The sequence below is a fragment of the Pandoraea sp. CB10b_02 genome (assembly GCF_002216225.1).
In the GTDB taxonomy this organism is placed as follows: domain Bacteria; phylum Pseudomonadota; class Gammaproteobacteria; order Burkholderiales; family Burkholderiaceae; genus Pandoraea; species Pandoraea nosoerga.
The window spans coordinates 41,016-61,300 of record NZ_NJGW02000019.1; the positions used below are offsets into that span (position 1 = coordinate 41,016).

Genomic DNA, 20,285 nt, shown 5'->3' on the forward strand with positions numbered 1-20,285 from the left:
GACACCATCGCCGGGGCCCTCGCCTCACGTGCGCCGGCGAATTCCATTGAGGTAGAGAACATGAGTGAAGTTTTCATCTGCGACGCCATACGCACCCCGATCGGCCGCTACGGCGGCGCGCTGTCGTCCGTGCGCGCCGACGACCTCGGCGCGATCCCGCTCAAGGCGCTCATGGCGCGCAACCCGAACGTGGACTGGACGCAGGTCGACGACGTGATCTTCGGCTGCGCGAACCAGGCCGGCGAAGACAACCGCAACGTGGCCCGCATGTCGTCGCTTCTCGCCGGTCTGCCGCAAGACGTGCCGGGCGCCACGCTCAACCGCCTGTGCGGCTCGGGCATGGACGCCATCGGCACCGCCGCACGCGCCATCAAGGCCGGCGAAGCGGGTCTCATGATCGCCGGCGGCGTGGAGAGCATGAGCCGCGCTCCGTTCGTGATGGGCAAGGCGGCGAGCGCGTTTTCGCGTCAGGCCGAGATTTTCGATACGACCATCGGCTGGCGTTTCGTCAATCCGCTCCTGAAGGCGCAGTACGGTGTGGATTCGATGCCCGAGACGGGCGAGAACGTGGCGACCGAGTTCGGCATCAGCCGCGAGGACCAGGATCGCTTCGCGATGCGCTCGCAGGACAAGGCGGCGCGTGCGCAGGCGAGCGGCACGCTGGCCGAAGAGATCACGCCGGTGTCGATCGCTCAGAAGAAAGGCGAGGCGATCGTCGTGGATCGCGACGAACACCCGCGCGCGACGAGCTTGGAAGCGCTTGCCAGACTCAAGGGCGTGGTACGCCCTGATGGGACCGTGACCGCCGGTAACGCTTCTGGCGTCAACGACGGCGCCTGCGCTCTGCTGCTGGCAGACGAGGCGAGTGCGGCGCGCTTTGGCCTGACGCCGCGCGCCCGGATTCTGGGCATGGCGACGGCAGGGGTGGCACCGCGCATCATGGGCATCGGTCCGGCTCCCGCAACGACGAAACTGCTCGCACGGCTCGGTATGTCGCTCGATCAGTTCGATGTCATCGAACTGAACGAAGCGTTCGCGAGCCAGGGCCTGGCCGTGCTGCGTCAGCTCGGCGTGGCCGACGACGACTTGCGCGTCAATCCGAACGGCGGCGCCATTGCGCTGGGCCATCCGCTCGGCATGAGCGGCGCACGTCTGGTCACGACGGCGACGTATCAGCTCAAGCGCACGGGTGGTCGCTTTGCGCTGTGTACGATGTGCATTGGGGTCGGCCAAGGCATCGCTATCGCCATCGAAGCAGTGTGACGCGGCAGCGCCGCCCATCTCACTGCTTGCGTTGCGGGGCCGGGGCGAAACGCGCCGCACTGGATAAGTGCCGCCGCGCCGCTCCGGGCGCCCGCCGGCACGATCAGTGCCGCGCGGGTCGCGTCTGCCCCATGTCTCCTTCCTTTCCCGCCTGAAGTGTTCGCTTTCACAGCGGCTTTCACAGCGGCTTTCGCAGCCGCTTGCGTGGCCGCTCGCGTGTCGCGCTTGAGCGAGCTCAGGTGCTTGTTTCGCTCACCGGCCGGCTCAGACGGCCTTGGCCACGTCGCGCATCACGGCGTCGAAGAACCCGGCCCGGGCATCGGCATCGCTGCGCGCATAGGCGCGGTTGATACCGCTGATGACCGCGCGGATCGAAGCCGTCGTCAGATTCGCGTCGATCCCCACGCCGAAGGCGCTGCCCACGATCGCCTCGCCCGCCATTTCGGCAATGGCGATGGCGCGGGCGTCGGCGCCCTGCGTGAGCGCCCGCTCTTCGTAGTGCTGCACGCGCACCGGCGTGCGCATCGCGTTCATCAGGGCGTCCAGCGGACCGTTGCCGGTGCCCGAGACCGTCGTGCGCTGGCCATGGATGTCGACGGTCACGGCGATGTGCTGACGACCTTCGCGCTCGGAGAGCGTATGGCCGACGTAGGCGACGGGCTCGTGCGACCTCACGTATTCGTCCTGGAACAATTGCCAGATCTGTGCCGCCGTGACTTCGGCGCCCGTCTCGTCGGTATAGCGCTGCACGGCCGAGCTGAAATCGACTTGCAGGCGGCGCGGCATCTGCACGCCGTATGACTGCTCGAGCAGATAGGCGATGCCGCCCTTGCCCGACTGGCTGTTCACACGAATGATCGAGTCGTAGGTGCGACCGAGGTCGCTCGGATCGATGGGCAGGTACGGCACTTCCCAGATCGCGTCCGGCTGCTGCGCGGCGAGGCCCTTCTTGATGGCGTCCTGGTGCGAGCCCGAGAACGCGGTGAAGACCAGATCGCCCACGTAAGGATGGCGCGGATGCACGGGCAGTTGCGTGCATGCTTCGGCCGTGCGCGCGATGTCGTTGATGTTCGAGAAGTCGAGACCCGGATCCACGCCTTGGGTGTAGAGGTTCAGCGCCAGCGTGACGAGGTCGACGTTGCCGGTGCGCTCGCCGTTGCCGAACAGGCAGCCTTCGATGCGATCGGCGCCGGCCATCACGGCCAGCTCGGCAGCCGCGACCGCGGTGCCGCGGTCGTTGTGCGGGTGCACGGACAGGATCAGCGAATCGCGGCGCGCCAGATTACGGTGCATCCATTCGATCTGGTCGGCGTAATAGTTCGGCGTACCGATTTCCACCGTGGCCGGCAGGTTGACGATGCACTTGCGCTCCGGCGTGGGCTGCCAGACGTCGAAAACGGCATCGCACACTTCCTTGGCAAACTCGAGCTCCGTGCCGGTAAACGTCTCCGGGCTGTATTGCAGCGTCCATTGCGTCTCGGGCGCGGCGTCCGCACAGCGCTTGATCGTCCTGGCGGCAGCCACGGCGAGCGCCTTCACGCCCGGCTGATCGAGGTTGAAGACGATGCGCCGGAATTCCGGAGCCGTGGCGTTGTACAGGTGAACGATGGCCCGGGGCGCGCCCTTGAGCGCCGCGAAGGTGCGCTCGATGAGGTCATCGCGAGCTTGCGTGAGGACTTCGATGGTGACGTCCTCGGGAATATGGCCGCCTTCGATCAGTTCGCGAACGAAGTTGAAGTCGGTGTCGGACGCCGACGGGAACGCCACTTCGATTTCCTTGAAACCGATGGCCACGAGCGTCTTGAACATACGCATCTTGCGCTGGGCGTCCATCGGCTCGAACAGGGCCTGGTTGCCGTCGCGCAGATCGGTGCTCATCCAGATCGGCGCGCGCGTGATGGTGCGGCTCGGCCATTGTCGGTCCGCAATGTTGACCGGCGTGAACGGGCGGTATTTCGTGGCAGGGTTCTTCAGCATGGCGTTGTCTCGATTGTCGGCAAAAGTGGCAACCGGACGACGCATGAGCGCAAAGCAGCTACGACCTCCGGTTGGATGAACCGGGGCTCAGGTCGGCGTAACTGGGGAAAATCAGCGGTGCTTCAGTGAGGAATTCAGACGATGCACGCGCGCAGCAACGGACCAAGCCCGGTGGAGCGGGCTAGTAGTCGTAGCGAGAGGGTGAATTGCGCGGTGATCATGTGGCACATGAAAGCACAGATTTTCGGAACCTGTCAACCATGATGTGTCGCCTCGTGGATCTCGCGACGGACGGCCTGCCCCCTGCCCTGCCCCTGACTCCACTTCTCAGGTTGCGGCGCGGCGATGTCTTCGATATCGTGTGCGCCTATGGGATAACCGAAGCTCAGCCTCGAAACCCGACGGATCGACATGCTCAGCCGTCGGCGCCAATCCCGGTGTCGTGCGGGACATGTCACGACATCGGAGACTGCTGTGGCATCCGTGCGCGCCTCATCCCCTCCTGCCTCGTGCGCCGCCGGCGCATCGAGCGCGCCCATCGCCCACGACAACAGGGTCGCCGCGGACGCGGCGCCCTCCTCGCCCCGGCCGCGCGGCGCCGCGCAGGTCGGATGGCTCGCGCTGACGGTGTTTCTCGCCGGCATTGCCGAGAACATCTGCACCGGCATACTTCCGGCGCTCTCGGCGGGCCTCGGCGTATCGACGGCCTCCGCCGGGCAGCTCACGACGGTCTTCTCGGCCGTATTCGCGCTCTGGGCGTTCGTCATGGCCGCGTGGCTATCGCGCTTCGAACGCCGTCGCGCCCTCCTCGCGGCGATCGCGATCTTCAGCGCGAGCAACCTCGCTGCTGCGGGCGCACCGGGTTATGCGGCGCTGTTCGCCGCGCGCATCGCCATGGCGGCGAGTTGCGCCACCATTGTGCTGCTGTGCTCACGCCTGGCCGCGGAAATCACGCCGCCGGACTATCACGGGCGCGCCGTCGGCATGATCTTCATGGGAATCAGCGCGTCGCTGGTGCTCGGCGTGCCGCTGGGCATGACGCTCGAACACTGGGCGGGCTGGCGCAGCGTGTTTGCCGCCATCGGACTCGCGAGCGCGCCGCTCGTCTTCGTGCTGTGGCGGGTGTTGCCGGCTCGCACGCCGCCCGCGGCGCTCACCCTGCGCGCGTATGTGCGGGCGCTTTGCCAGCCGCGACGCCTTGCCGCGCAGGGCGTGACGATCGCGATGCTCGGTGGGCACTTCACGCTGTTCGCTTACCTCGCGCCATATCTCCAGTCGGTCGTCGCGCCGTCAGCCGGCGAAATGAGCCTGTGGTTTCTTGCGTTCGGCGTGGCCGGCGTGGGCGGCGCATGGCTTGGCGGATGGGCTGCGGACCGGGCCGGGCCGATGCGCTCGCTGCGCGGCTGTCCGGCGCTGTTTCTCGCCGCGATGGCGTGCGTGCCGCTTGCCGCCATGGGCGTCCAGGCGGCAGCAGGCGCCCTGCCCGTCCTGTTGTTGCTGGCCGCGATGATGGTGTGGGGCTCGCTCTCGTGGTCGATTTCGCCTGTGGTGCAGAACCATCTGATCCGCGTGGCGCCGCACGATGCGGACGCCAACGTGGGCGTGAACGTCGCCGCCATGCACGTGGGCGTGGCGCTCGGCGCGGGCGTCGGCGGTGCGCTGGTGGGCGCCGGTGCGCTCGCGCTCACGCCGTGGGTCGGCTGCGCACTCGTCGCGCTGGCGGTGGGGCTCGCCTGGAGCGCCACGCGCGAGCGCCCCTGAGCGCCGTGCCCGCCAGGGCGGCGCCGGGGCTCAGGCCGAGAGCGGCACGGCGGAGGTGCATTTGATTTCGTCGAGGCAGACGCTCGACTTCACCGCGCTCACGCCGGGAATGCGCATGAGCGTGTCGAGCAGGAATTCGGACAGCGCCTTGAGGTCGCGCGCCACGACCTTGAGCACGTAGTCGATGTCCCCCGTCACCGAAAAGCATTCCTGAATCTGCGCGAGTTCGGCGACGAGGCCCTTGAAGTTCGACAGGTCGCGAATGTGTCCGCGCTCCATCGTCACGTGAACGAAGGCCACGACGCTAAAGCCAAGACGCTGCGCGTCGAGCCGCGTGTCGTAACCCTTGATCACGCCCATCTCCTCGAGCCGCCGGTGGCGCCGTAGCGTCTGCGCCGGCGAAAGCTTGATCGCCTCGGCCAGCTCGAGGTTGGAAATCCGCCCGTTCGACTGCAAAATGCCGAGCAACCGGACGTCGATCCGATCGATCTCGATGTTGTGCATCTTAATTTCTCCACATATCGATATGGAGAAATATTAATGCATAACCTAGGGTTTGCCTGTGTTCGTAACGAAATCCTATTTTGCGACGCACCACTTACACTGGGCGCCGTAAACGGTCGCAAACGCGCTCGCGCGAGCCGCAGACAGGCGAGTTTCGTCGCACGGAACGGCGGGAAAGCCATTTCCCGACCCATCGGTCAGCAAACCACAATTTTGTTGCACCCTCCGCGCCCATACCCAAGCGCTTCGGCGCCAAACCGCCGGGCAGTGCAATGCGTCCAACGAATTCACCACCTCACAAACTCATTGAGCCGAGACGATCATGGCCGACCTTTTTGACAACCCGATGCAACTGATGGGCTTCGAATTCGTGGAATTCGCCTCGCCCACGCCGAACGTGCTCGAACCGATTTTCGAGAAGATGGGCTTTTCGCTCGTCGCACGTCACCGCTCGAAGGACGTGCTGCTCTACCGCCAGGGCGACATCAACTTCATCGTCAACCGCGAGCCGAACAGCGAAGCCGCCTACTTCGCGGCCGAGCACGGCCCGAGCGCGTGCGGCATGGCGTTCCGCGTGAAGGATTCGCACAAGGCCTACGCGCGCGCGCTCGAACTGGGCGCCCAGCCTGTCGAGATCGCCACCGGTCCGATGGAGCTGCGTCTGCCCGCGATCAAGGGCATCGGCGGCGCGCCGCTGTATCTGATCGACCGTTTCGAGGAAGGCAAGTCGATCTATGACATCGACTTCGAATACATCGAAGGCGTGGATCGCCATCCGCTCGGTCACGGTCTGCGCCTGATCGATCACCTCACGCACAACGTCTACCGCGGCCGCATGGCGTACTGGGCCAATTTCTACGAGAAGCTGTTCAACTTCCGCGAGATCCGCTACTTCGACATCTCCGGCGAGTACACGGGCCTCACGTCGAAGGCCATGACCGCCCCCGATGGTAAAATCCGCATTCCCCTGAACGAGGAATCGGCCAAGGGCAGCGGCCAGATCGAGGAATTCCTGATGGCCTTCAACGGCGAAGGGATTCAGCACATTGCATTCCTCACGGACAACCTGATCGAGGTCATCGACAACCTGCAAATGGCCGGTGTCGAACTCATGAGCGCACCGAACGACTTCTACTACGACGCGCTCGAGACCCGTCTGCCGGGCCACGGCCAGCCGGTCGGCGAGCTCAAGTCGCGCGGCATCCTGCTCGACGGCACGACCGAAGGCGGCAAGCCGCGCCTGCTGCTGCAGATCTTCTCGAAGACGCTGCTCGGCCCGGTGTTCTTCGAGTTCATCCAGCGTGAAGGCGACGACGGCTTCGGCGAAGGCAACTTCAAGGCGCTGTTCGAATCGCTCGAGCGCGACCAGATCGAGCGCGGCACGCTCAAGGTCTGAGTCCTGGGGAGACAACCGGCGGCCTGTGCGCCGGCACATGATCCTCGCCGGCGAGCGGGGATCCCAAAGGACACGGCGGCGGCGTCACGAGCGCCGCGCCGTGGCGGCTCAACGGTTCCGGTTCGCTCGTACAGGGCGAAAACAGAGAAGCGCGCCGCTTGGCAAGGAAGGAGGGTCTGTTCGCGGACCCTCGGGTAAGGAACAGACATGTCCCGCAACGCAGCACAAGAAGGGTCGCTCCACCGCGGCCTGAAGAATCGTCACATCCAATTGATCGCGCTTGGCGGCGCGATCGGCACCGGCCTCTTTCTCGGCATCGCCCAAACCATCAAGACCGCCGGCCCATCCGTTCTGCTCGGCTACGCCATCGCGGGCGTCGTCGCCTTCTTCATCATGCGCCAGTTGGGCGAGATGGTGGTCGACGAACCGGTCGCCGGCTCGTTCAGTTACTTCGCCAACCAATACTGCGGTCAGTTCGCCGGCTTCGTATCGGGCTGGAACTACTGGGTGCTCTACGTGCTCGTGTCGATGGCCGAGCTCTCGGCTGTCGGCATCTACGTGCAGTACTGGTGGCCCGCGATTCCGACATGGGTCTCGGCGCTCGTGTGCTTCGGCATCATCAACGCCATCAACCTCACGAGCGTGAAGTCCTACGGCGAGATGGAATTCTGGTTCGCCATCATCAAGGTCGCGGCCATCGTCGGCATGATCGGCTTCGGCGGCTACCTGCTGCTCTCCGGCAACGCCGGCCCCGAGGCGAGCGTGGCCAACCTGTGGCAGCACGGCGGCTTCTTCCCGAACGGCATGTCCGGGCTCGTCATGGCGATGGCCGTCATCATGTTCTCGTTCGGCGGCCTGGAGCTGGTCGGCATCACGGCGGCAGAGGCGGACGATCCGTCGCGCACCATCCCGCGTGCGACCAATCAGGTCATCTACCGCATTCTGATTTTCTACGTGGGTGCGCTCGGCGTGCTGCTCTCGCTGTACCCGTGGGAGAAGGTCGCGACCGGCGGCAGCCCGTTCGTGCTGATCTTCCACGAGCTCAACAGCAACTTCGTCGCGAACGTGCTCAACGCCGTGGTGCTCACCGCCGCGCTGTCCGTCTACAACAGCGGCGTGTACTGCAACAGCCGCATGCTCTACGGTCTGGCCGGTCAGGGCAACGCGCCGCGCGCGCTGCTCAAGGTCAACGCCCGCGGCATTCCGCTCGTGGCGCTGGGCGTCTCCGCCGCGGCCACGGCCGTGTGCGTGGTGATCAACTACTTCATGCCCGGCAAGGCGTTCGAACTGCTGATGGGCCTCGTCGTCTCGGCACTCATCATCAACTGGGCGATGATCAGCGTGATCCACCTCGCGTTCCGCCGCGCCAAGGCGCGCGCCGGCGAGACGACCTCGTTCCGGAGCGTCGCCTATCCGCTCACGAACTACCTGTGCCTGGCCTTTCTCGCCGGCATCCTGGTCGTGATGTACCTGATCCCGGATCTGCGCATTTCCGTGTATCTGATCCCGGTGTGGCTGCTCGTGCTGGGCGTGGGCTACCGCCTTCGCACGAAGCACGGCGCCGTGCCGGTGCCGGCCGGCGTCACGCGCTGAGGCCGTGTCCCGGGCCGCGCGCCCGGGATAACGCGCAACGCACCCAACGCGCCGGCTGACCGGTCGGCCGATGGCCGGCCGCCCACGCCCGGGCATACCCGGCAACGCCACACTAGCGGTATCATCAGTCGTTTGGCGCCATCGGCATTGCGCCGGGCGACCCGCCCCGCGGGCCCGCGGGGCCGCCGCACCGACTTTCTCTCGTTATTCCAGGAACTGCCATGTTCGAACATATCGATGCCTACCCCGGCGATCCGATCCTCTCGCTCAACGAGAACTTCGCGAAGGATCCGCGTGCCAACAAGGTCAACCTGAGCATCGGCATCTATTACGACGACGATGGCCGTCTGCCGGTCATGCAGGCCGTGCGCGAGGCCGAAGCGCTGCTGCTCGCCGAAGTCGGCCCGAAGCCTTATCTGCCGATGGCGGGCTTCGCCAACTATCGCGACGTGGTGCAGGGCCTCGTCTTCGGGGAAGATTCGCCCGCGCGCGCCGACGGCCGCATCGCCACGGTTCAGACGCTCGGCGGCTCGGGCGCCCTGAAGGTCGGCGCCGACTTCATCAAGCGCTACTTCCCGGACTCGCAGGTGTGGGTGAGCGATCCGACGTGGGACAACCACCGCTTCATCTTCGAGCGAGCCGGCTTCACGGTAAATACGTACCCGTATTACGACGAGGCGACCGGCGGCCTGCAGTTCGAAGCCATGGTCGACGCCATCGACAAACTGCCGGCGCGCAGCGTGGTGCTGCTGCATGCGTGCTGCCACAACCCCACGGGCGTGGACCTGAACGATGCGCAGTGGGTACAGCTCATCGAGGTGCTCGGCAAGCGCGAACTGCTGCCGTTCGTCGACATGGCCTATCAGGGCTTCGGCTCGGGCATCGACGCGGACGCGTTCGTCATCCGCGAGCTCGCGCGTCGTGGCCTGCCGGCCTTCGTCGCCAACTCGTTCTCGAAGAACTTCTCGCTGTACGGCGAGCGCTGCGGCGGCCTGTCGGTCATCTGCGAATCGGCCGAGGCAGCCGAGCGCGTGCTGGGCCAACTGACGAGCGCGGTGCGCTCGAACTACAGCAACCCGCCGACGCACGGCGCAAAAATCGTCGCGAAGGTGCTCGGCACGCCGGAACTGCGCAAGTCGTGGGAAGACGAGCTCTCGCAGATGTGTCAGCGCATCACCCGCATGCGCGGCGCGATCCACGAAGGTCTGCGCGGCCGCGTGCCCGAGACCATGCTCTCGCGCTATCTGGAGCAGCGCGGCATGTTCACCTACACGGGTCTGTCGGCCGCGCAGGTCGATGTGCTGCGCGAGCAGCACGGCGTGTACCTGATCCGCTCGGGCCGCATGTGCGTGGCCGGCCTGAACGAGAAGAACGTGGCGGTCGTGGCGGACAGCATCGCCAAGGTGCTCGGCAACGCTTGAGGCGCAGCCCCGGAGCGCTCACCGAGACACTTGCCGAAGCACTTACCTGAGCACTTACCTGAGCTAAGGGTCGGCGCTGCCGGCGGCACGGGAAGGGACGGCGAATGCCGTCCCCCGTCCCTTTCTCATTGGCGCCGAGCCAAAGACGCTCAGCCGCGCAGGAACGCCAGCAAGTCGGCGTTGACCTTGTCGGCGTCGATCACGCACATGCCATGCGAGCCGCCGGGATACACCTTGAGCGTCGCGTGCGGAATGATCCTGGCGCTGAGCATGCCCGCGTCGTCGATCGGCACGATCTGATCATCGTCGCCGTGCAGCACGAGCGTCGGCACGTCGATCCTCTTCAGATCCTCGGTGTAATCCACCTCAGAAAACTCCCTGATGCAGAGGTATTGGCCGAGGTGCGAGCCCCACATGCCCTGCAGCCAGAACGCGTCGATCACGCCCTGCGACGGCTTGGCGTGCGGCCGGTTGTAGCCGTAGAACGGCATGGCGAGATCGCGGTAGAACTGCGAACGGTTGTTCGCCACGTTCGCCCGGATTTCGTCGAACACACCGATGGGCAGGCCGCCCGGGTTCCTGTCCGACTTAACCATGACGGGCGGCACGGCGCCGATGAGCACCGCCTGCGCCGCGCGGCGCGTGCCATGCCGGCCGAGATAGCGGGCGACCTCGCCGCCGCCGGTCGAGTGGCCGACAAACGTCGCTTCCGTCAGGTCGAGCCGTTCAACGAGCTCCGCCAGATCGTCGGCGTAGGTGTCCATGTCATTGCCGGTGCCGGGCTGCGCCGAGCGGCCGTGCCCACGTCGATCGTGCGCGATCACGCGGTACCCGTGCTGCACGAGAAACAGCATCTGCGCGTCCCAGGCGTCGGCCGAGAGCGGCCAGCCGTGCGAGAACACGACCGGACGGCCCTCGCCCCAGTCCTTGTAGAAAATCGTGGTGCCATCTTTCGTCTGAAAGGTGCTCATGGTGGGATCCTTGCGCGATGCGCGAATCGAAACGGCAACGAAGAACGTCGGACGCGGCACTGTGAAGGCGGGAGGCAGCGCCACGGCGCGACACGGCGGGAGGCGCGGTGCGTCGCACCGGCCGGGGATCGAGCTTCACGCGCCGACGTGCGATTCGGGGGGAGGGGGGCGGCGCACCTGAAGGCTTTCATTTAATGCCGTGCGCGGCGCGCGTTCAAGGGAAGAACGCTTGATGTCCCCGTGAGCCAGATTCATGCACGAACCCACGCTGCCGTCACATGCACGGCACATAGGCGTGGCCTGCAGGCGCCGGCACGCGCTTGCATGCGTCGGGATGCGTCGGGATGCGTCGGAATGCGTCGGAATGCGCGGGGTCGTTGGGCAAGCTTGCGCGCTTGGCGTTATATTGGCTGTCCCGCGGCGTTTCGAGCCGCTCGAACCGAATACGTCGATCCCCATGACCGATCTTTCCCAATTTCCGATCACGCGCAAGTGGCCCGCTGCGCACCCCGACCGCCTGCAACTGTACTCGCTGCCCACGCCCAACGGCGTGAAGGTGTCGATCATGCTCGAGGAAATCGGGCTGCCTTACGAACCGCATCTGGTGAATTTTCAGACGGACGACCAGTTCTCGCCGGAATTCCTCTCGCTCAACCCGAACAACAAGATTCCCGCGATCCTTGATCCCGACGGCCCCGGCGGCAAGCCGCTGCCGCTGTTCGAGTCGGGCGCGATCCTGTGGTATCTGGCCGAGAAGACAGGCAAGCTGCTGCCCTCGGACCCGGCCGCGCGCTACGAAACACTGCAATGGGTAATGTTCCAGATGGGCGGCGTGGGACCGATGTTCGGCCAGGTCGGCTTCTTCCACAAGTTCGCCGGCAAGGAGTTCGAAGACAAGCGCCCGCGCGAGCGTTACGTGAATGAAGCGAAGCGCTTGCTGGCCGTACTGGACGGACGCCTTGCCAATCGCCAGTGGATCATGGGCGACGAGTACACCATCGCGGATATCGCCACGTTCCCGTGGATTCGCAACCTCGTCGGGTTCTACGAGGCGGGCGAGCTGGTCGGCTTCAGCCAGTTCAGGAACGTGCAGCGCGCGCTCGACGCGTTCGTTGCGCGCCCGGCGGTCGTTCGCGGGCTCGATATTCCGAAGCGCCCCGCGTAAGTTATGCCGGGGCGCGTGCCGCGAGATGCCAACACGCCGCGGTAAAACGCACCTCGTCGCCTTCGATGAACGGTGTGAAGGCTTGCACGACGACATCGGCGACGCGCTCCCGTTCCGGCGGTGAAAGCCCGGCGAGCGCCTGGCCGACCGGTCCCAGTCGCGACACGTAGTCGCGAAGATCGGCCCGTGCGAACGCGCACTCGAACTGGACCGGCGTGAGCGCGACGTCCTCCCATCCGCCCGCCGTCAGTATCGCTTCGACACGCTCGCGCTGCGCGAAGCCGAACTGGCCGGGCGCGCCCGGCTCACGCGGCGGCAAGGCCGGCAGCAGTTGCACGGCGGCACGCTCGGCGGTCGTCATGAACGGATTTTCGGCGGGACTGCGCCAGGCGAGCGCGTGCAGCCATGCGCCCGGCTTCGCCGCGGTGCGCAGGTTGTCGAAAGCCGCGACGGGATCGTCGAAGAACATCACGCCCAGACGCGAGACGACGAGATCGAACTGCCCGGCGGGAAAGTCATGCGTTTGCACGTCGGCGGACAGAAACTCGATGGGAACCCGTGCATGCGCGGCGCGCGAACGTGCCGTGGCGATCATCGGCGCCGAAATGTCCACCCCCGTACATTGCCAGCGCTCGCCCAGCGCGCCGGCGATGGCGAGCGTCGCGCCGCCAGTGCCGCAGCCGACGTCGAGCAAGCGGCCCGATGGCACACGCCGCGCCGTCTCCCTCGCCCGGTCGATGAGAAATCGCGCCAGCGGCGCAAACATCCGGTCTATCGCGACACGGTTGTCGATCCAGGCGTTGCCCGATCGGCCGTTCCATAGCGCGGATTGTTCCTGATTGGCCTGATGCGTCATTGCAAACCTCGTTGCGTGCTCGCCGGGAGCGCCCACGCGATCCCCATGATGTCGTGATCTGCGCTCGGCACGGCTGACCTCACACAGTTTGCCAATTCAAGTCGACTTCAGGTCAAGCACTTTTCAAAGTCTTTCGCCGGGACGTTTTCGCGCCGCTTCACGCGCTCGCGCCGAAGGCGTCGTGATATGCGACGGCGCCCGAAGGCATGGCGCCGTCGAAGCGCACGATCTGGAAGTACTCGGCGGGCGCGCCCGGCAGCGTGACCTCTGGCGCTGCCTGAAAGCCGAAACGTCCGTAGTAGGCTGGCTCGCCGAGCACGACGCACCCTGCTGCGCCAAGCGCGCGCAGCGCGCCGAGCGACGCGCGCACGAGTTGGCTGCCGATGCCGCGCCCTTGTTTTTCCGGAGCCACGGAGAGGGGTCCGAGGCCGTACCAGCGCGCGCTCCCGTCGGAGATCGTCACCGGCGAGACGGCCACGTGACCGACGATGTCGTGGCCTTCCTGAGCAACGAGCGAGATCGTCAGTTGGCCCGCGCGACGCAGTGCATTCACGATGAACTGCTCCGTGTGAGCGGTATGCGGCGCATCTCGGAAAGCGGCGACGGTCAGCGCTTCGATAGCGTCGACGTCGGCCGGGGTTTCACTTCGGATATGGAGGGTCATGGACGGCATTGTATGCCGTGACAGCGCAAAGCACCGACTTTGCCGACGTCGGCGGGCGCGGTCGACGCGCCCGGAGGTCGCGCCGCCCACCGCACGGCGGGCGGTGGATCACTGCACGGGCGCCGAAGCCGAGGGCGCGGGAGGGAGCGCAAGGTTTTGCGGTGCTGTCGACGGGCTCGCCGGCACTGTCGGCGCGGAGGGCCCCGCGGACGCGGGCGGCGGCGCTCCGCCCGGGCCATCCCACTCGCCGGGCACGCCGGGAATCGTGGTGCCGTGCGGCACGCTCGCCGGCGCCGCGTATTCGGGCTGCGCCAGCACCGCGGACGCGACCGGCACGGGCAGCGGGGCGGCATCGCTTGCCGCGTCGGGCAGCGCCGCCGCCGGTGCCGAGCTCGGCGGCGGCGCCTGACGCTTCACTGGCGCCTTCGGCTTGTGTTCCGTCGCCGGCGCCTTCGCGAACCGTTGCCTGATCCATTCCGACGCGCGCGCCCACCAGTCGCTGTACCAGTGGTGGTGGTCCGGCGCCTCGAACTTCGCGCTGGCGTCGATGATCCTGGCGCGCAACGCACGCGAGAAGACATCGCCCACGATCGGCAGCGCGCTGTGCGCGCCCTGCCCCCAGTAGTCGCTGCGCAGCGTGATGCGGCTGTCGTTGAAGCCGACCCACGCCCCGGCCACGAGCTGCGGCTGCATCAGGATGAACCAGCCGTCGGCGTTGTCCTGCGTCGTACCGGTCTTGCCCGCGACGTCGGCGCGAATGCCGAAGCGGGTGCGGATCGCGCTGCCGGTGCCGCGATCGATCACGCCGCGCATGGTGTCGAGCAGCGTGTAGTCGTCGTCGGCTGACAGCGCGCGCTCCGGGCGCGCCGGCGAGAACGTCGCGAGCACGTCGCCTTCCGTGTTCGTGATCTGCGTGACCATCGTCGGCTCGCGGTACTCGCCGCCGTCGGCGATCGTGCCGTAGGCGGCCACCATTTCCTTGAGCGACACGGGGCTCGTACCGAGTGCGAGCGACGGCACCGGCTCGAGCTTGCTCTCGCGCACGCCCATGGCGCGCGCCAGCCCCACGACGCGGGATGGCCCGACGTCCTGCATGAGCTGCGCCGTGACCGTATTGCGCGACTGTGCGAGCGCGTCGCGCAGCGTCATCGGCCGGTTCGTCGGCGCGCTGTCGTCGCTCGGACGCCATATCTCGCCACCCGCGAGCGGGATTTCCACGAGCTGATCCACGATGGTGTCCTCGGGCTTGCGCCCCTTCACGAACGCCGCGCCGTACACGAACGGCTTGAACGTGGAGCCGGGCTGACGCCGCGCCTGCTGCACATGGTCGAACGGGTCGGTGGTGAAGTCGCGGCTGCCGACCCACGCACGGATCTCGCCGGTGCGCGGATCGACGGCCAGGAAGCCGGCTTGCACGCGCGTTTTCGTCGCGCGCAGACTGTGCATGAACGCCCGGTCGGCCAGAAGGCGCTTCATGGCGGCCTCGGGCGCCTCGCCGCCGGCCACAGCGTTGCGGTACTCCGCCGACTCGCGCACGAACGACTGGACGAGCGCCGCGCTGTCTCGCCAGCCGCCTCGCGCGGACCAGTTGGCGTCCGCGATGCCCTGGAGCTGATTCGCCTGTCGCGTGAGCGCCTGCGTTGCCATCGTCTGCAGGCGCGAATCGAGGGTCGTGTGCACGACGAGGCCATCGGAGTAGATGTTGTAATCGTTGCGATCGGCCCAGCCGATGAGCCATTTGCGCAACTGCTGCGCGAAGTGCGGCGCCGGGCCGGGCTCTTCCGCCTGGCGCTCGAAATCGATGCGCAATGGACGCTTTTGCAGCGCTGCGAGCCTGGATGCGTCGAGATCCCCGAACCTGACCATCTGGGCGAGCACCGTATTGCGGCGCTGCAACGCGCGCTCCGGATTGATCACCGGGTTGTAGTAGCTGTTGCCCTTGAGCATGCCGACGAGGGTTGCCGCCTCGACCACGTCGAGCTGATCGGCCGACTTGTCGAAGTACGTTCGCGCGGCCATCTCGATGCCGTAGGCGTTGTACAGGAACGGCACGGTGTTCAGGTACGTCTCGAGAATCTCCGGCTTGGTGTAGAGCGCCTCGATCTTGAACGCGGTGATCGCTTCCTTGAGCTTGCGCGTGAGCGTGGGCGCGCGGCCGATCTCGTCCGGATACAGGTTTCGCGCGAGCTGTTGCGTGAGCGTGGAGCCGCCTTGCCGATCGCCCGAGAACGTATGCAGCGCCGCCGACGCCGTGCGCTTCAGGTCGATGCCGTGGTGTTCGTAGAAGCGATGGTCTTCGGTGGCAACGAGCGCCTTGACGACGTTGGGCGACACCTTCGCGAGCGGCACCCATTCGCGGTTCGACGGACGAAACTCGGCGAGTAGTTTGCCGTCGGCCGACAGCACCTGTGCGGGACGGTCCACTTTCGCTCGCCGGATGTCGCGGATACCCGGCGTGAAAGGAATCAGGATCAGCGCGTAGGCCACCAGCAGGCAGGGCCCGGCGGCGATGGCGATGAGCACGCCGCGGCGCGTGGGATGACGCAGGTGATACCCGGCGCGAGACACGTAGGGGCGCAGGGGTTGGGCAAGTCGAACCGCGTGCCGGCCGGCCTGGGCGGCGGCGCGCAGCAGTGACGCAAACAGCGACGAAATCGGGCGCTTCACGATGCGAGAACGCGTAACAAAGTCCGCATCCTACCAAACCGGGAGGCCTTGCCGGCCGTTTCAGCGCTGGCGGGGCTGGCGGGGCTGCCGGGGTGTCAGGGCACGACGGGCACCGGCGAATCGGGCTCCAGCTTGCGCCACACGAACCCGATGTGCTCACGCATGACGCGGCGCGCCTCTTCCGGCTGGCGCGTGCGGATCGCCTCCCACAGGGCGAGATGCTGCGCGAGGATGTGCTCCGACGCCTGCTCGCGCAGCTCCACGAGTCCTGCGTTGTTGAGCGAGATGTGCTCGTAGAGCATCTTGACCACGCTGCCCTGCAAATGCCGCAGCATCGCGTTGTGCGACGCGTTGGCAAGGGCGGTGTGGAAGTCGCCGTCGAGCCGCGACTCGAGCACCGTATCGCCGCGCTGGTGCGCGTCGACCAGACCGTCGACCAGTTCACGCATTCGCGCCAGATCTTCGTCGGTCGCACGCACCGCGGCGAGATACGCGGTGGTGCCTTCGAGCATCAGGCGAAATTCGAGCATGTCCGGACGCAGCTCCGGGTGATCGCTCACCAACTGCCGCCACGGCGAAATCAGCCCCGTCTGCAGGCGATCCGACACGAACACCCCGGAGGCGGCGCGCGTCTTGAGCAAGCCGCGTGCGACGAGGCGTTGCAGCGCGGTGCGTACCGTCGAGCGGGCCACGCCGAGCGATTCGGCGAGTGCACGCTCGGACGGAAGGCGCTCGCCGGGCGACCAGACGCCCTCGATCAGACGGGTCTCCAGCTCGCGCGTGATGCGCTCGGTCAGGTTGGGGCCGCTCACGGTGGCGTCTCCTGCGAATGACGGTATGCGGTGGATGCGCCGGTGCGAGCGCGTCTCCCATGCCGGGAAAGTCCGGTGATTTTGCCCGCCCCGGCGCATGCCGCGGCAACTGGTACGACCAGTTTGCCCGAACGCTTCTCGAGTGTCGATCATCGCGGCAGCCGGACGACAGGTCCGCGCGAATTGCCGCGCCCCTCGCGCAACGCGCGGCCACGCGCACGGCACCAGACCGTAGAGAAATCGACCGCCAAATCGAGGAGGCGTAAGTGCAAGTGTGGGTTCAGGACTACGTGCCGGGTGGCACGCTATGGATCGCGGCGCGCGGCGAGGACTTCGTCGCCGTAGGAGAAACCTCATGAAGGTGGCGCTGTTCGTCCCCTGTTTCATCGACGCCCTCTTTCCCGAAGTCGGCGTCGCCACGCTCGAATTGCTCGAGAAGCTCGGCCTGAGTGTCGAATACCCGCGCCGACAGACCTGCTGCGGGCAGCCGCTGGCAAACAACGGCTGCGAGGCGGATGCCGCCGGCGCAGAAGCGCTCTTCGTCGAGAACTTCGCCGGGTACGACTACGTGGTCGCGCCATCGTCGAGTTGCGTACATCACGTCCGCAAGCACCTGAGAGCGGCCGGCGAGTCGGAGCGCATCGCCGCCGTGCGGGCAAACACCTACGAGCTCACCGAGTTCCTGCACGACGTGCTCGATGTCCGCAAGTTCCCCTGGGCGGACTTTCCTCACACGGTGGGCCTTCACGACAGTTGCAGCGCCATCCGTCATCTGCACGCGGCCTCGGCCAGTGAAATTCCCGGCCAGCCATGGTCGAAAGCCCGCACGCTGCTCGAAGGCGTGCGCGGCATCCGCTTCGCGGCGCCACGCCGTGCCGACGAATGCTGCGGCTTCGGCGGCACGTTCTCCGTGTCCGAGCAGGCCGTGTCCGTCAGAATGGGGCAGGACAAGGTGCGCGATCACCTCGAGGCCGGCGCGCAAGTCATCGTCTCGGCCGACATGTCGTGCCTCATGCATCAAAAGGGCTGCGCCGCCCGCAACGCGATGCCGATGCGCTTCGTGCACATCGCGCAGGTGCTCAACGGCGCGCGCCTCGATGCGCCTCGGGCCCTGGCAGCGACGCACGCGACGAACGGAAATGCCGGGGTGCGCGCATGAACACGAGCAAGCGGGTCGATCATGCGAAACACGCCGAGGCATTTCTCGCCAAGACGGCGCACGTCGCGTTCCACGACAAGCGTCTGTGGGACCTGCGCATGAAGCGCGACGCGCAGGCCGCTTCCATCGACGAATGGGAGACGCTGCGCACGCTCGCCTCGCAGATCAAGGAACATACGCTCTCGCGGCTCGGCGACTATCTCGAGCAGTTCGCGACGCAAGCCGAAGCCAATGGCGTGAAGGTGCACTGGGCGCTCGATGCGGTATCCCACAACGCGATCGTGCACGGCATTCTCGCCGCCCACGGCGTGCGCACGCTCGTCAAGAGCAAGTCGATGCTCACCGACGAGTGCGAGTTGCGCGAATATCTCGAGCCGCGCGGCATCGAGGTCATGGAGACCGATCTCGGCGAACGCATCCAGCAGTTGGACAAGCAACCGCCCTCGCACGTGGTGGTGCCGGCGGTGCACAAGCTGCGCGGCGACGTCGCCCGGCTCTTCGGCCGCACGCTCGGCACCGACCCGACGAACGACGACGTGCATTATCTCGCCGAGAGCCAGCGGCGGACCACGCGCCCGGCGTTTCTCGAGGCCGGCGCCGGCATGACGGGCTGCAACTTCGCGGTGGCCGAGACAGGGACCGTCGTCGTCTGCACCAACGAAGGCAACGCCGATCTGTCCGCCAATGTGCCGCCGGTCCACATCGTCTCCATCGGCATCGAGAAGCTGATTCCCCGCATGGCCGATCTCGGCGTGTTCGTCCGGCTGCTCTCGCGCAGCGCGCTGGGCTCGCCGATCACACAGTACACGTCGCATTTCCGTGCGCCGCGGCCCGGGACCGAGATGCACTTCGTCATCGTCGACAATGGCCGCTCGGCGCGTCTGGCGATGGACGACTTCTGGTATTCGCTCAAGTGCATTCGCTGCGGCGCGTGCATGAACACCTGCCCCGTGTACCGGCGCAGCAGCGGCCTGTCGTATGGCAGCACGTATGCGGGCCCCATCGGGGCGATTCTCAATCCGGCCTCCGATCTGAAGCGTTACAGCGCGCTGCCGTTCGCCTCGACGATGAACGGCAGTTGCAGCAACGTCTGCCCGGTGCGCATCAACATCCACGAACAACTGTACAAATGGCGCCAGATCGTCGCCGAAGAAGGCGAGCTGCCGCGCGTCAAGCGACACCTGATCAAGCTCGCCGGCAAGCTGCTCGCCAGCCCGGCGCTGTATCGGGCATCGGTCAGGTCGATGAACGCCGCGCTGCACCGGCTGCCCAATCTCGTGCTCTACAACCCGCTCAACACGTGGGGCAAGGGCCGCGACTTGCCGGAGGCTCCCACGCAGACGTTCCGTGACTGGTACGACGCGAACCGTCGCGCCAGCGATACCGCGTCGGCAATCGACGACAACGAGGAGGCACGATGAGCACATCGCGCGAGGCATTCCTGGTGCGCGTGCGCGCCGCCCAGCGGGTGGCGTTGCGCGAGGACGATCATCCGGCGCCCGGCGCCCGCGATCCGTTTGCGCTGCCCCCGCTGCCCGTGTTCGACACGCCGGCCGGTGATCGCACCGAGCGCTTCGGCACGAATCTGACGACGATGGGCGGCGAGCTCGTGGCGCTTGGCGACGCCCGCGAGTTGTGCGAATGGCTCGCCGAGCGGTTCCCCGGGGTTAGGCCTGTGAGCGCCACGCCAGAAGCCGCAGTTGCCGAACGGCTCGACGTGCGGCGCGCACCGGCGTCGCTGCACGACGTCGACGTCGGCGTCGTGCGCGCCCGCTACGGCGTGGCGGAGACAGGCTCGGTGTGGCTCTCGGAGCGCGAGTATGGCGTGAACGCGCTCGGCTATCTCGTACAGCATCTTGTCGTGCTGCTCGATCCGCGCGACATCGTCGATGGCCTGCAAGACATCTACCGCAAACCCGACTTCGCGCAGGCGCGTTATGCGGTGCTCGTGACGGGGCCGTCTGCGACGGCCGACATCGAAGGCGTACTCATTCGGGGCGCGCAGGGCGTGCGGTCCTTGACGGTCGTGCTGCTGCCACGCGATTGATCCGCCCCGGCGCGCGCGACAGTTTGTCG

The 20,285-nt window shown here is 66.7% G+C and carries 16 protein-coding genes; 9 read left to right on the top strand and 7 right to left on the bottom strand.

Going from position 1 to position 20,285, the window contains the following annotated elements:
- Positions 1 to 60: 60 nt before the first annotated feature.
- Positions 61 to 1,263: a 3-oxoadipyl-CoA thiolase gene (pcaF, locus tag CDN36_RS17770; RefSeq protein WP_287497459.1), complete on the top strand. Its 1,203-nt coding sequence runs from the start codon at positions 61 to 63 to the stop codon at positions 1,261 to 1,263.
- Positions 1,264 to 1,527: 264 nt separating this feature from the next.
- Here the strand turns inward: pcaF and leuA are convergent, their stop codons facing one another.
- Positions 1,528 to 3,240, bottom strand: coding sequence for a 2-isopropylmalate synthase (gene leuA / locus CDN36_RS17775; protein WP_287497460.1), 1,713 nt, complete (start codon positions 3,238 to 3,240; stop codon positions 1,528 to 1,530).
- Positions 3,241 to 3,714: 474 nt separating this feature from the next.
- Here leuA and CDN36_RS17780 point away from each other — a divergent pair, with 474 nt between their 5' ends.
- Entirely contained in the window at positions 3,715 to 5,001 is a 1,287-nt protein-coding gene (locus CDN36_RS17780) for an MFS transporter (protein ID WP_502920383.1), read from the top strand.
- A gap of 30 nt (positions 5,002 to 5,031) precedes the next feature.
- On the opposite strand, the gene CDN36_RS17785 is transcribed toward CDN36_RS17780, so the two are convergent.
- On the bottom strand, positions 5,032 to 5,505 hold the full coding sequence (locus CDN36_RS17785; protein ID WP_150553726.1) for an Lrp/AsnC family transcriptional regulator: 474 nt from the start codon (positions 5,503 to 5,505) through the stop codon (positions 5,032 to 5,034).
- A 322-nt stretch (positions 5,506 to 5,827) separates the two neighbouring features.
- Between CDN36_RS17785 and hppD the strand changes: the two genes are divergently transcribed.
- From hppD to CDN36_RS17800, 3 genes are all read left to right on the top strand, one after another.
- On the top strand, positions 5,828 to 6,901 hold the full coding sequence (gene hppD, locus CDN36_RS17790; protein WP_150553727.1) for a 4-hydroxyphenylpyruvate dioxygenase: 1,074 nt from the start codon (positions 5,828 to 5,830) through the stop codon (positions 6,899 to 6,901).
- Between the two features lie 207 nt (positions 6,902 to 7,108).
- On the top strand, positions 7,109 to 8,494 hold the full coding sequence (locus tag CDN36_RS17795) for an amino acid permease (protein ID WP_287497461.1): 1,386 nt from the start codon (positions 7,109 to 7,111) through the stop codon (positions 8,492 to 8,494).
- 221 nt (positions 8,495 to 8,715) lie between these two features.
- Positions 8,716 to 9,915 carry an amino acid aminotransferase gene (locus CDN36_RS17800; protein ID WP_287497462.1) on the top strand — a complete coding sequence of 400 codons (1,200 nt, stop codon included), beginning with the start codon at positions 8,716 to 8,718 and terminating at the stop codon, positions 9,913 to 9,915.
- A 149-nt stretch (positions 9,916 to 10,064) separates the two neighbouring features.
- On the opposite strand, the gene CDN36_RS17805 is transcribed toward CDN36_RS17800, so the two are convergent.
- Positions 10,065 to 10,886, bottom strand: a complete 822-nt coding sequence (locus CDN36_RS17805; RefSeq protein WP_287497463.1) for an alpha/beta fold hydrolase — start codon at positions 10,884 to 10,886, stop codon at positions 10,065 to 10,067.
- A 457-nt stretch (positions 10,887 to 11,343) separates the two neighbouring features.
- On the opposite strand from CDN36_RS17805, the gene CDN36_RS17810 reads away from it, so the two are divergent.
- Positions 11,344 to 12,051, top strand: coding sequence for a glutathione binding-like protein (locus CDN36_RS17810; RefSeq protein WP_150553731.1), 708 nt, complete (start codon positions 11,344 to 11,346; stop codon positions 12,049 to 12,051).
- 1 nt (position 12,052) lies between these two features.
- Here CDN36_RS17810 and CDN36_RS17815 read toward each other — a convergent pair whose 3' ends face one another.
- From CDN36_RS17815 to CDN36_RS17830, 4 genes are all read right to left on the bottom strand, one after another.
- Positions 12,053 to 12,907, bottom strand: coding sequence for a class I SAM-dependent methyltransferase (locus CDN36_RS17815; RefSeq protein WP_287497464.1), 855 nt, complete (start codon positions 12,905 to 12,907; stop codon positions 12,053 to 12,055).
- 157 nt (positions 12,908 to 13,064) lie between these two features.
- A complete protein-coding gene (locus tag CDN36_RS17820; RefSeq protein ID WP_287497465.1) occupies positions 13,065 to 13,571 on the bottom strand; it encodes a GNAT family N-acetyltransferase in 507 nt (168 codons plus the stop codon).
- A gap of 108 nt (positions 13,572 to 13,679) precedes the next feature.
- A complete protein-coding gene (locus CDN36_RS17825) occupies positions 13,680 to 16,238 on the bottom strand; it encodes a penicillin-binding protein 1A (RefSeq protein WP_502920384.1) in 2,559 nt (852 codons plus the stop codon).
- Positions 16,239 to 16,333: 95 nt separating this feature from the next.
- Positions 16,334 to 17,050: a FadR/GntR family transcriptional regulator gene (locus tag CDN36_RS17830; protein WP_287497466.1), complete on the bottom strand. Its 717-nt coding sequence runs from the start codon at positions 17,048 to 17,050 to the stop codon at positions 16,334 to 16,336.
- A 355-nt stretch (positions 17,051 to 17,405) separates the two neighbouring features.
- On the opposite strand from CDN36_RS17830, the gene CDN36_RS17835 reads away from it, so the two are divergent.
- The 3 genes from CDN36_RS17835 to CDN36_RS17845 are packed head-to-tail and all read left to right on the top strand — an operon-like array spanning position 17,406 to position 20,256.
- Positions 17,406 to 18,209 (top strand): (Fe-S)-binding protein, encoded by an 804-nt coding sequence (locus tag CDN36_RS17835; RefSeq protein WP_287497467.1) that lies wholly within the window; start codon positions 17,406 to 17,408, stop codon positions 18,207 to 18,209.
- Positions 18,206 to 19,630 carry a lactate utilization protein B gene (locus tag CDN36_RS17840; protein ID WP_287497468.1) on the top strand — a complete coding sequence of 475 codons (1,425 nt, stop codon included), beginning with the start codon at positions 18,206 to 18,208 and terminating at the stop codon, positions 19,628 to 19,630. Before CDN36_RS17835 ends, CDN36_RS17840 begins: the two co-directional genes overlap by 4 nt.
- The gene (locus CDN36_RS17845; protein WP_287497469.1) at positions 19,627 to 20,256 is read left to right on the top strand and encodes a LutC/YkgG family protein; all 630 of its coding nucleotides are present in this window, start codon (positions 19,627 to 19,629) and stop codon (positions 20,254 to 20,256) included. The genes CDN36_RS17840 and CDN36_RS17845 overlap by 4 nt, the downstream gene beginning before the upstream one ends.
- Positions 20,257 to 20,285: the final 29 nt, after the last annotated feature.

Excerpts from the sequence above, each read along its gene's own strand:
- CDN36_RS17820 (WP_287497465.1), bottom strand. The coding sequence starts at position 13,571 with ATGACCCTCCATATCCGAAGTGAAACCCCGGCCGACGTCGACGCTATC.
- CDN36_RS17815 (WP_287497464.1), bottom strand. The coding sequence starts at position 12,907 with ATGACGCATCAGGCCAATCAGGAACAATCCGCGCTATGGAACGGCCGA.
- CDN36_RS17805 (WP_287497463.1), bottom strand. The coding sequence starts at position 10,886 with ATGAGCACCTTTCAGACGAAAGATGGCACCACGATTTTCTACAAGGAC.
- CDN36_RS17840 (WP_287497468.1), top strand. The coding sequence starts at position 18,206 with ATGAACACGAGCAAGCGGGTCGATCATGCGAAACACGCCGAGGCATTT.
- CDN36_RS17800 (WP_287497462.1), top strand. The coding sequence starts at position 8,716 with ATGTTCGAACATATCGATGCCTACCCCGGCGATCCGATCCTCTCGCTC.
- pcaF (WP_287497459.1), top strand. The coding sequence starts at position 61 with ATGAGTGAAGTTTTCATCTGCGACGCCATACGCACCCCGATCGGCCGC.
- leuA (WP_287497460.1), bottom strand. The coding sequence starts at position 3,240 with ATGCTGAAGAACCCTGCCACGAAATACCGCCCGTTCACGCCGGTCAAC.
- CDN36_RS17795 (WP_287497461.1), top strand. The coding sequence starts at position 7,109 with ATGTCCCGCAACGCAGCACAAGAAGGGTCGCTCCACCGCGGCCTGAAG.
- hppD (WP_150553727.1), top strand. The coding sequence starts at position 5,828 with ATGGCCGACCTTTTTGACAACCCGATGCAACTGATGGGCTTCGAATTC.
- CDN36_RS17835 (WP_287497467.1), top strand. The coding sequence starts at position 17,406 with ATGAAGGTGGCGCTGTTCGTCCCCTGTTTCATCGACGCCCTCTTTCCC.
- CDN36_RS17845 (WP_287497469.1), top strand. The coding sequence starts at position 19,627 with ATGAGCACATCGCGCGAGGCATTCCTGGTGCGCGTGCGCGCCGCCCAG.
- CDN36_RS17785 (WP_150553726.1), bottom strand. The coding sequence starts at position 5,505 with ATGCACAACATCGAGATCGATCGGATCGACGTCCGGTTGCTCGGCATT.
- CDN36_RS17810 (WP_150553731.1), top strand. The coding sequence starts at position 11,344 with ATGACCGATCTTTCCCAATTTCCGATCACGCGCAAGTGGCCCGCTGCG.